The sequence below is a fragment of the Terrihalobacillus insolitus genome (assembly GCF_028416575.1).
Lineage (GTDB): Bacteria > Bacillota > Bacilli > Bacillales > Amphibacillaceae > Terrihalobacillus > Terrihalobacillus insolitus.
Window position 1 is genome coordinate 1 of the sequence record NZ_JAMQKB010000044.1, and the last position, 10,246, is coordinate 10,246.

Below are 10,246 nucleotides of genomic sequence, written 5' to 3' on the forward strand. Positions count from 1 at the left end.
GATGAGACTTCCCATCATTTTAAATGAGTAAGATCCCTCAGAGACGATGAGGTTGATAGGTTCGAGGTGGAAGCGTGGTGACACGTGTAGCTGACGAATACTAATCGATCGAGGACTTAACTATATGAAAGAAGCACAATGGGCTTGCCCATGAAGCTAGACTGAACAACGTTGGTTGATGATCTTGTATGAATTCTTATCTAGTTTTGAAGGTGCACAAAGCAAGGAAGATTGATCATGAAGGAAGATCGACTAAGAACGTCACGTCCTGTGACAACGTCGATCTGACCCGTGTCCTGCGGCAATATCGATCTTATTATGTGAGCCTTAGTTTTGAAGCGAATTGAAGACTTTAATCTCTTAATTTTTCTAAATAAATAGATATAATATTTGATGTCACTATAAACACTTGGATCTCACTTGGTCTGGTGGAAATAGCGGAGAGGTCACACCTGTTCCCATGCCGAACACAGAAGTTAAGTTCTCCAGCGCCGATGGTAGTTGGGGCATTGCCCCTGCGAGAGTAGGACTCCGCCAGGCACTTCGTTCCACCGTAGCTCAGTGGTAGAGCAATCGGCTGTTAACCGATCGGTCGTAGGTTCGAATCCTACCGGTGGAGCCATGGAGAGCTGTCCGAGTGGCCGAAGGAGCACGATTGGAAATCGTGTAGACTACTACCGTGGTCTCGAGGGTTCGAATCCCTCGCTCTCCGCCACTAATACATATTATCTATAATGGCCCGTTGGTCAAGTGGTTAAGACACCGCCCTTTCACGGCGGTAACACGGGTTCGAATCCCGTACGGGTCACCAAATAAGGAGGATTAGCTCAGCTGGGAGAGCACTTGCCTTACAAGCAAGGGGTCGCAGGTTCGAGCCCTGCATCCTCCACCATTATTTTTTATATTATCGCGGGGTGGAGCAGTCTGGTAGCTCGTCGGGCTCATAACCCGAAGGTCGCAGGTTCGAATCCTGCCCCCGCAACCAATTACTTTCACTAACAACGTCGAATAAACATCACGCAAGTGAAAAATAGTAGTGCATTAGTGCAACCAATTCAATTCACTAACAACGTTGCATAGAAATTATGAAAGTAAGAATTGATGGTACCCTTAATATAACAAACTATTTTCACTATTTCATTGAAAAATTAATGCAAATTATAATATACTTCATTTAAATGGTCCGGTAGTTCAGTTGGTTAGAATGCCTGCCTGTCACGCAGGAGGTCGCGGGTTCGAGTCCCGTCCGGACCGCCACTCTACATAACTTATATTTAATTTATATCCTAAATTGGCTCGGTAGCTCAGTCGGTAGAGCAACGGACTGAAAATCCGTGTGTCGGCGGTTCGATTCCGTCCCGAGCCACCATCTTTTGGAGGGATAGCGAAGTTGGCCAAACGCGGCGGACTGTAAATCCGCTCCCATCGGGTTCGCAGGTTCGAGTCCTGCTCCCTCCACCATTTTTTTTATATTTTATATAGTAGGGGTATAGTTTAACGGTAGAACAGAGGTCTCCAAAACCTCCGATGTGGGTTCGATTCCTACTACCCCTGCCATTTTTATTTTGGCGGTCGTGGCGAAGTGGTTAACGCACCGGATTGTGGTTCCGGCATACGTGGGTTCAATCCCCACCGGTCGCCCCATTTAAATTGGGCCATAGCCAAGCGGTAAGGCAACGGTTTTTGGTACCGTCATGCGCTGGTTCGAATCCAGCTGGCCCAGCCATTATATGCGGAAGTAGTTCAGTGGTAGAACATCACCTTGCCAAGGTGGGGGTCGCGGGTTCGAATCCCGTCTTCCGCTCCAAATAGGGCGGTATAGCCAAGTGGTAAGGCAGAGGTCTGCAAAACCTTTATCACCGGTTCAAATCCGGTTACCGCCTCCATTTCCTTATTATGCCGGTGTGGCGGAATTGGCAGACGCGCACGACTCAAAATCGTGTTCCTTCTGGAGTGTCGGTTCGACCCCGACCGCCGGCATTGAATTATCAACAAAAATTGTTGAGCTAACAAGCTTTTCACCGAATGGTGAAAGGCTTTTTTCATGTTTAATGACTTTCAATTCTTCGATATTTTTAGCAAGTAATCAAGCGTGATTTATTTTTTCGTTTATTACCTTATAATATTTTAAGGTATATTCTAAAAGTCGTAAACTCCCCGCAAATTTTGCTTAAAAAATTTATTGAACTTTGTATAGTATAATAAACGAAGTTTTATGGAGGGAGTTCAATGAAATTTAAAAACAATTATCGAATAGAAAATGATGTTGCAATCATTGAATATATTAACCAAAAAGGAAAATATTTTGAAATTTTAGTGGACAAAGAAGATTTACCACGATTGATAGAAAATTTTAAATCAATTTTTGTTCATGTAAAAAAGGATAAAAAAGTTTATGCAGTAGGTTATATAAAAGGTGGAAAACAAATAAAAGTTCATAGATTTATTATGAATACACCAAAAGGAATGGAAACAGACCACATCAATCATAATACTTTAGACAACCGCAAAGAAAACCTCCGAATTTCAACGGTTGCAGAAAACCAACAAAATCGAAAAGGCGGAAATAAGAATAATAAATCATCTGGAATTAGAAACGTGTATTGGAGTAAAAAAGAAAATAAATGGTATGTCATGATTAGACAAAATGGAAAAAGGAATTATTTCGGTTATTATGATGAAATAAACGAAGCGGCTGAAGTCGCAAAACAAAAACGAAAGGAATTATTTCCGTTCAGTACGGATTGAGGTCATTGTATTAAACACAATGATCTTTTTTTTGTTCAATTAAAAAATCAGATGAATTTTGTATATAACCAATGACGAGTATTTACGTTCTATTGCAATTAAATTTGTTTGATAGTATTTCATCACGAAATTAATTTAAAACGTGCTACGTTGAAATGCTTAACGATAGTAACGAATGAAATCATTTTTATTATTCATAAAAACAAAAAAGAAGATATTATCAGTTGAGTTCCATCATGGTTCTTATATAATACTTGAGAAAAATGAATGGTACATAATTGAATAATGACAAATAAAAAACCCCGTTTCATATGTTATCAGCGCCAACTGATAACGAAACGGAGTTTCAACCGCATTTCCACCAAGTCCACAATGCGGCGTTTACATGGTTATTATATAATCATGTCCAAAATTACTCAACAGATTTTAAGGATATTCCTGTTGGTTATAAAAACGTCTTTTATCTCGTGGTAAGGTGAAAATGCACGGGTTGAAAGGCGTTTTTATTTGTCCAACGTGGAATGCCTAACAATACGTTGTAAAAATAACCTTGGTAGGTGAGCTGAGCCGTTGCAATAAAATCAGCAGACTGCAAATATACGGATTTCCTTGTTTACCGTTGCAGTTGTTAGGGGTTGACGCCCATAACCGGTCAGGCGGAAGAGCTTTGTTCTTACGGGAACGGTAGCGCCAAATATATTCCGCACTTTGGGAAGCTCGTAAGTGTAAAAAGTTGGCGTGGACGAAAGTCCGGTGTAAAACAAGGTGTGAAAACCATCATTCTCAGCTTTTCACGATACACTTACCTACTTACCAGAAAATCGCAATATTTGAAAATTAACATCACGAAATTCTCCATGATTTTCTGGTAGGTAGGTGTATTATGTTCTTCCACCATAACTCGCTTTTCACGATAGATGCTTGTTAAACTAAATGCTTATTAAATAAATTTGATTTAACAAAATGATACATAATTAAATTCAATTTTAAAATAAATAGCTTTGTTGGCTATCAATGATTAATTAACTTCATGAATAAAACATTATGAAATCATTTAGAAACGATAGGAATTAAAATACTGCAAAATTAAAACAGCCTTAAATATTATCAATCATTTTGTATATAAACAATGAAAAATATTTAGGAGGATTGGAAATGTATGAAAACCGAATTTCATGGAAAGACGTGGCGGAGTCATTTTTAGAACACCATAATAAATTGATGAGAAAACCTATTGAACGTGATAGCGACAAAAGAGTGATTTTTAGGAATTTACCATATTGGTTCAGAGAAAGAGGAATTGACCAAGACAAAGCATACGAACTAATGCCACATTTTATTATGTATTTTAAAAATAATGATAAACATAAAAAACATGATGAACAAATAAAGCCTATATGGTTCCACCCAAATCAAAGATATAATATGTCATTCAAATTGGATAAAGATTTAAAATATGCTATTCAATATTTGATAAAAAACGAATAATTAAGCACCCATTAAAACGGGTGCTATTTTTTTTTTGATTTTTAGTTATAGCTAAAGCTACTTAAAACCTTTTTCATGTAACAAAACAAAAGAATTGATACATAATGAAATCTATTAGAAACGTGATAGGCTCAACACTTATCACGATTTTTTATTTTTCAATTTGTTTATGATGTAACGAAATCAATATTAGATTTACATCATATGTAATTAATCGGAATAGACACTTGTCTTGGTATGGCAGGTTGATATAATCCATAAGACCAAACGGTATTGATACCATTTATTGATACTTCATGAACGGGAGGAAATATCGAAATGAAACAACAAAAATTATCCAAAAAGGAGCGGAACCCAGTTTCATATTGGAAAGCACAAGTAAATTTCTCCATGAAAAAATTAGCGGAGGCTCTGGACAATGAAGCGAAGCGGGAAGTTGAAGAGAAACGTCAATTTGAAAAAATGATAAATGGGTGATGATGTATGCCATTAGAATTAACCGCTAAATATGATGATTATTCAATTATCACTTCCACAACAAAAAAAGGAACTGTAATTGAAATCATGGTGGACAATGAAGACGTGGATAAAGTATTAAATCGTGGATATAAATACCTTCAATTAGCAAATACCAATCAATCGAAACCGACTTTGTATGGGGTATTTCCAAACAGAAAACTGGAAAATTTAAAATCTTTCATTATTGGGAAATCAGACAACATTGCTCATAGAGATGGAAACAAATTTAACTATCGAAAAAACAACTTAGTGGAATACAACATTGATAGAAACAAAGATCAATATAATCATGAAATCAAAATAAAAGGGGATTATGCACTAATCAAAGTGAGCAACCCAAATTCTCAAAAATACAAAAATTTTGAGTTCGTGGTTGATACTGACCAATTAGAAACATTAAAACCATTTAAGCGGTTTGGGATAAAAAATGAAAAAACTGTTATAGGATACTACAACCCAAATAAAAACAGTGGAAGAAACGTGGAAATAAAGTCCGTTCTGTATAACTCAAATAATAACCGAAACAAAACGGGCAGAATTATTTGTTCAGACGGAAATGAAATGAATTTACGCTTAAAAAATTTACAATGGCAACCAAACAAAAAACCACAACCTAAACTCCCAACAGAAATTGGTAATTATATTGTACTTACATCACGAATGAAAAACGGGGAACTCAAACCATACCTTTTAGGTGCATATAAAACTGAAAAAGAAGCGGAAGAAGAAATATCAAAACTTGATTTACCAATTTTAAAAATCATTGAAGCATATTCTCCAGAACATGAACAAGTATTGAAATATTTATCATCTGTTGAAAAACAACGGAAAGCGAGGTGGAAATCAAATGATGAGTTGGTTTAACCATGATTTACGGTTTAGGAATAAATATCGAATTGAAGGAAACGTAGCAGTAATTGAAATCGTGAAAAGAAGCGGAGAGAAACTTGAAACCACTATCAGTGCTCATCAATTACCTCGAGTTATTACTCGTTATCCATCAATATTTATTGTAGATAGAGGATATGTTGGTGGATATATTCGAGGAACTCGTAAACGAGAATTATTGCATCGTTTTTTAACAAATGCACCTAAAAATAAATTCGTAGACCATATTGATGGCAACCCATTAAATAATCAAGACGATAATTTACGATTAGTTACAAATGCTGAAAACCAACAAAATCGAAGAAGTGCCCAATCAAACAATGAAAGTACAGGAATTTGGGGAGTTACTTGGTATAAAAATACGAAAAGTTGGCGAGCAAGAGTTCGTAAAGGTAAATTATTCATTCAACAATATTACAAAGACATCTACGAAGCAGTCGAATTTGTTAGAACCGTTAAAAAGCTACTACACCCATATTCCGACTATGAACCACCTACAAACCAACAAATAAAAGAGCTAATTGCACGTTACCAACCCGAAAAATTAAAAAACGGGCGGTGATTAAAATTGCCGAATTACAAAATTAAAATGAACTACCACAATAATAAATGGGAAATCTACCGAGTCTATCAAATAGACCAAGTAAGATACCGCCAACATCATGGATATTATAATTCATTACATGAAGCGGAAGAACGTGCTAAAAAACTAAATACAATCCATGAAGGACTAAAACAAGAACAAACAAACATGAGAAAGACCACAAGAAAAAGTACCCAAAAATCATGCAAAAAACTCGTTTAGTTATTGGCAACTCAAAGAATAAATGAAAGGGGGTCGATATAAAATGCCAGCTAAAAAAGAAGATTTCAATTACGACAAAGATATTATTTTTAAAACTCGTGATGATGTAAAAAAGGCATTAGCTCGGGTAATCAATGGATTAATGACTGGCAGACTAACAAATATATCAAAAGCAAAATCTATTATTTATGCTTGTGATGTATTCCTAAAAGCATTCCGAGATGATGATGATATGCAAAAATTCCATGAACAAATGGAAATGGATAAGAAAATCTACGAATATGAGAAAAAGCTTATGGAAATTGAGGAATACCTGAAAGAAAGGGGGTTATAACATGAGTTTGAAATCATTGCTCACCTTTGAACGAAAACTGAAACGGATTGAACGTGCAACCATTGAAGAAAATCCAATTAATGTATCAGTATTTGCTTATTCTCCATCTGAATGGAATGTAAATACTCAATCATTTGAAGATGAGATCAATGCTGAATTAGGATTGGTAACTGCATTTAAAGGCTTTGAAAAATATAAGGAAATCATTGAAAAAGCACCCAATTTACATGAAGCACGTTATTTAGCACGACAAAACAACATCAATCTTACAGTTAAACCGTTATTAGACCCTTTTGATGAATGGTAAGTCAGCCAAAATTGTATGTTCCAAGAGGGGATAAGAACCTAAATCTATTAAAATATCACCTTTACGGGTGTTAAATATAAATCATGCAATCATTTAGGAGGTAGTATTTCAATGCCACGAAAAACACGGAAACAAATGCTAAAGCCTAAACGGAAACGAAAAAACAAAAAGCGGAAGGAGAATGAAAAATGACCCAAAAAGATATGCTCGCTGATATTTTAGCGAAAACATTAAAACCATATTTTGAACGATTAGAAAAAATTGAAAAGGAATTGGCAGAATTAAAAACCTCAAAAGGAGGTGAATAAATTGCCAAGACAGCTGAAAAATGCGGACATTGATTTTATATCATATGTTGACCGACCAGCTAACAAACGGAAATTTTTTATGACTAAATCAAAGGAGGAATTTCAAATGGATATTAAGCAACTACAAAAGGTATTGGAAGATGCTATTAAACCATTGGAACAAAGAATTGCACAAGTTGAAAAGGCTCACGGATTAAATCAATCTCAATCAATCGTAAAATCACAAAAACAATCAAATGAAGGTGGGGTATTTGATGACCTTTTCGAACCACGAAAAGACAACATTGAAAAATCCAACGAAGAAACACAAATCTATCAATCATTAGATGACCGCCTTGGACTTCCAGAAGTTGTTGAAAAAGAGGAAGATGAAGACTTTGTAGCAGGACGTGATTTTACAGATGTTCACGGGGAACGAGCAGAACAAAAATTCAATAATGGGGAAGTTAATTTCTTAGATTGGGATCCAAACCATAAAGACGAAAATGATACTACAAAAAATATGTATTAAGGTGGGGATAACATGAATAACTACCAAACGCTTCAAAAAATGAAAACATTAAAGCATAATCATTCGTTCCAATTAAAACATCAATTAGACCGTGGAAAATACAATCCACGAACTCGGTCTTGGGAAAAACCATTGCCGAAGGATAAAATCGAAAAGGGAAATGCTTTTTAATCATGCCCATGATGGTTAAAAAGTAAAGTTATTATTGCTTAGGGCCCAATAATAATGATATTTCAAACAAAGGAAGTGGCAATAACAGCCGCTTCTTTTTTAGTTTTCAAATGTAACAAAACATGAAAATTGATACATTACCTATTAGAAATCGCATAGGAACAACATTCTTGATAATGATTGATTTATAAGATGTAACAAAATGAATGTTTAATCTACATATGAAGTAATAAAAATGAGCATTCTTAAATTCCCTTCAATTTTTTGTATATAACAAATGAAGGGGGAAGTTCAAATGAATGCTGAACGATTGGAACATTTAAAGAAACATATGCACCTATTAGATATTGATGTTGAAAATGGAATTATTAAGAATAGGAAACCAACAAAAAATAATAATGGGTATTATTTAATTAATATGAAAAGTAAACAATTTTGTGTCCACGAAATCATAGCTGTAGCTGGTGGTTTGAATATTTTAAATAAAACCGTTAATCACAAAAACGGAATTAAAACTGATAATAGAATTTCCAACCTTGAAACTATTACCAAAGGACAAAACACAAAACACGCTCACAAAAATGGATTGAGAGATAATCGAAAAATAAGAGGTTCTAAGAATGGTCGTTCAAAATTAAACGAAAAAGACGTTAGAGAAATAAAACGATTATTAGCTGAAGGTAAAATGAAACAAACGGATATTGCTAAAATGTATAATGTAAAACGTCAAAGAATTACTCTTATTAAAATTGGTAGGAGTTGGGCTCATGTTAAATAAACATGAGCTTTTATATTGGCAGAAAATTCCAAATATAACCTTGAGAATGGCTGCCATTTTGTTAAGATATGACTATAAAATATTACCTGATAATAAATTAATTAAATGGGAGATGATTTAAAATGAAAAAACTAATTGTTGTTTCAAAAACTGCGAAAAACAAAAAGGAAATTATTATCACTGTAAACGAAGCAGAAGGCTTTGCAATCAATGAAACTACTGGAAAAACTATTAAACTCGACTCAATCCGTAAAAATTATGAAGTTATCCGTGAAATCGAAGAAACATCACCAGAAACAAATACTGACGATACTAACGAAGTTAAAAATGATGATGAAGTAAAACACGTTGAAAACGAAAAATCAAATGCTGACGAAACTAACAACGAAGAACAAAATGAAGCTGAAGCTGAAATGGAACCTTTCCCATTCGATAATGTAACTGTGGAAGATGATGTTCATAAAAAACATGGCGAAATCAAAATTGTTTCATTTACTTACAATGGATATTCTGTCAGCCTCCACTTTTTCGCTGACAAAAACAACTGCCTAAAATTAATCAAACGTGGCGCTAAAGTTTGGGCAACGGGTGAAAAGAAAATGGCGGTTAATACAACATCATTGAAAAAGGCATTAACTGAAATTGGTATTTCAGAAGAAGATATCAAACGTGCAAAGAATACTTTATTGGAAATCAAAAAGGCGGGCTAATTGCTCGCTTTTCCATATTAATCTATTAAAACGGGAGGACGATAACATGAACAAATTATTCTCATTGCTACTGGATTATGGTTATTCAATCGAAGCGGCTACGAAACTATCAATGGATAAAGAATTAATTAAATTCATTGATTACCTCATTATTAGCGGAGAATACGAAATCATGGAAGATTTATTTGAAGACCCAGGGTTCCATGAAGGATTGGAAGCACAATTAGAAAATCCAATAACATTTGCTGATATGGTTGGGTAATTATGCTCAACCATTCACAATAAAAACGGGAGGAAATCACAATGAAACATATTTTATCTTTAATGGTTGAAAAGAAACAATTAAAAAATCAATATGGTTGGCAATCATGTTTTGATGTTCCAGAACAATACGACAAGATGGAAAATCTATCAGTTGAAATCATGAATAATCTAAAAGAATACGAGAAACACCATACAGATATTTTGGCATCTAATTTATATGATGTTTTGGACACGATTGCTTTTGAAATCGTAAATGGAAACATATCAGAAGAAGCGGAAGTTATGTTTTATACCCCGAGTTTGGTGACATAAATTTCCAATCCCTTTATTGTCAAGGGTTTAAAGAGTTATTGTGATTTTTGTAGTCCTAACAAAATTGTTAAAATAATATGATTAACCCTTGATATATAGGGTA

General features: G+C 34.7%; 14 protein-coding genes, 14 tRNA genes and 2 rRNA genes. All 30 read left to right on the top strand.

All coding sequences use genetic code 11. The features are described 5' to 3' along the window. Window positions 1-124: ribosomal RNA gene (locus NC797_RS17760) — 23S ribosomal RNA — on the top strand; the annotation flags it as partial. A 300-nt stretch (window positions 125-424) separates the two neighbouring features. Beyond that, window positions 425-540: ribosomal RNA gene (rrf, locus tag NC797_RS17765) — 5S ribosomal RNA — on the top strand. A 7-nt stretch (window positions 541-547) separates the two neighbouring features. After that, window positions 548-622 (top strand) — tRNA-Asn (locus tag NC797_RS17770). 1 nt (window position 623) lies between these two features. Next, a tRNA-Ser gene (locus NC797_RS17775) sits at window positions 624-715 on the top strand. Window positions 716-736: 21 nt separating this feature from the next. Further along, window positions 737-811: transfer RNA gene (locus NC797_RS17780), tRNA-Glu, on the top strand. Window positions 812-816: 5 nt separating this feature from the next. Next, window positions 817-892, top strand: a tRNA-Val gene (locus tag NC797_RS17785). A 16-nt stretch (window positions 893-908) separates the two neighbouring features. After that, window positions 909-985: transfer RNA gene (locus tag NC797_RS17790), tRNA-Met, on the top strand. 195 nt (window positions 986-1,180) lie between these two features. After that, window positions 1,181-1,257, top strand: a tRNA-Asp gene (locus NC797_RS17795). A 36-nt stretch (window positions 1,258-1,293) separates the two neighbouring features. Next, window positions 1,294-1,369: transfer RNA gene (locus NC797_RS17800), tRNA-Phe, on the top strand. Window positions 1,370-1,375: 6 nt separating this feature from the next. Then, window positions 1,376-1,461, top strand: a tRNA-Tyr gene (locus NC797_RS17805). Between the two features lie 22 nt (window positions 1,462-1,483). Next, a tRNA-Trp gene (locus NC797_RS17810) sits at window positions 1,484-1,557 on the top strand. A gap of 11 nt (window positions 1,558-1,568) precedes the next feature. Beyond that, window positions 1,569-1,644, top strand: a tRNA-His gene (locus NC797_RS17815). Window positions 1,645-1,651: 7 nt separating this feature from the next. After that, window positions 1,652-1,726, top strand: a tRNA-Gln gene (locus NC797_RS17820). Between the two features lie 6 nt (window positions 1,727-1,732). Continuing rightward, window positions 1,733-1,807, top strand: a tRNA-Gly gene (locus NC797_RS17825). A 5-nt stretch (window positions 1,808-1,812) separates the two neighbouring features. Next, window positions 1,813-1,886, top strand: a tRNA-Cys gene (locus NC797_RS17830). A 12-nt stretch (window positions 1,887-1,898) separates the two neighbouring features. Beyond that, window positions 1,899-1,980 (top strand) — tRNA-Leu (locus NC797_RS17835). Between the two features lie 249 nt (window positions 1,981-2,229). After that, window positions 2,230-2,748 carry an HNH endonuclease gene (locus tag NC797_RS17840; protein ID WP_272438153.1) on the top strand — a complete coding sequence of 173 codons (519 nt, stop codon included), beginning with the start codon at window positions 2,230-2,232 and terminating at the stop codon, window positions 2,746-2,748. A 1,155-nt stretch (window positions 2,749-3,903) separates the two neighbouring features. Continuing rightward, a complete protein-coding gene (locus tag NC797_RS17845; RefSeq protein WP_272438154.1) occupies window positions 3,904-4,236 on the top strand; it encodes a hypothetical protein in 333 nt (110 codons plus the stop codon). Between the two features lie 318 nt (window positions 4,237-4,554). Continuing rightward, entirely contained in the window at window positions 4,555-4,713 is a 159-nt protein-coding gene (locus NC797_RS17850; RefSeq protein WP_156994631.1) for a hypothetical protein, read from the top strand. 6 nt (window positions 4,714-4,719) lie between these two features. Continuing rightward, window positions 4,720-5,619 carry a hypothetical protein gene (locus tag NC797_RS17855; protein WP_272438155.1) on the top strand — a complete coding sequence of 300 codons (900 nt, stop codon included), beginning with the start codon at window positions 4,720-4,722 and terminating at the stop codon, window positions 5,617-5,619. Beyond that, window positions 5,603-6,205, top strand: a complete 603-nt coding sequence (locus tag NC797_RS17860) for an HNH endonuclease (protein ID WP_052717232.1) — start codon at window positions 5,603-5,605, stop codon at window positions 6,203-6,205. The genes NC797_RS17855 and NC797_RS17860 overlap by 17 nt, the downstream gene beginning before the upstream one ends. 6 nt (window positions 6,206-6,211) lie before the next feature. Next, entirely contained in the window at window positions 6,212-6,448 is a 237-nt protein-coding gene (locus tag NC797_RS17865) for a hypothetical protein (protein WP_272438156.1), read from the top strand. Window positions 6,449-6,491: 43 nt separating this feature from the next. Continuing rightward, window positions 6,492-6,782 (top strand): hypothetical protein, encoded by a 291-nt coding sequence (locus NC797_RS17870; protein ID WP_272438158.1) that lies wholly within the window; start codon window positions 6,492-6,494, stop codon window positions 6,780-6,782. A 1-nt stretch (window position 6,783) separates the two neighbouring features. Further along, window positions 6,784-7,089, top strand: a complete 306-nt coding sequence (locus tag NC797_RS17875) for a hypothetical protein (protein WP_040037833.1) — start codon at window positions 6,784-6,786, stop codon at window positions 7,087-7,089. 309 nt (window positions 7,090-7,398) lie between these two features. Then, entirely contained in the window at window positions 7,399-7,908 is a 510-nt protein-coding gene (locus tag NC797_RS17880; protein WP_272438159.1) for a hypothetical protein, read from the top strand. A gap of 12 nt (window positions 7,909-7,920) precedes the next feature. Then, entirely contained in the window at window positions 7,921-8,079 is a 159-nt protein-coding gene (locus tag NC797_RS17885) for a hypothetical protein (protein ID WP_272438160.1), read from the top strand. Between the two features lie 295 nt (window positions 8,080-8,374). Next, window positions 8,375-8,857 (top strand): HNH endonuclease, encoded by a 483-nt coding sequence (locus NC797_RS17890; protein WP_272438161.1) that lies wholly within the window; start codon window positions 8,375-8,377, stop codon window positions 8,855-8,857. A gap of 122 nt (window positions 8,858-8,979) precedes the next feature. After that, on the top strand, window positions 8,980-9,567 hold the full coding sequence (locus NC797_RS17895) for a hypothetical protein (RefSeq protein WP_272438162.1): 588 nt from the start codon (window positions 8,980-8,982) through the stop codon (window positions 9,565-9,567). Window positions 9,568-9,613: 46 nt separating this feature from the next. Further along, a complete protein-coding gene (locus NC797_RS17900; protein WP_071579385.1) occupies window positions 9,614-9,829 on the top strand; it encodes a hypothetical protein in 216 nt (71 codons plus the stop codon). A 41-nt stretch (window positions 9,830-9,870) separates the two neighbouring features. Further along, window positions 9,871-10,143: a hypothetical protein gene (locus tag NC797_RS17905; RefSeq protein ID WP_272438163.1), complete on the top strand. Its 273-nt coding sequence runs from the start codon at window positions 9,871-9,873 to the stop codon at window positions 10,141-10,143. Window positions 10,144-10,246 lie beyond the last annotated feature (103 nt).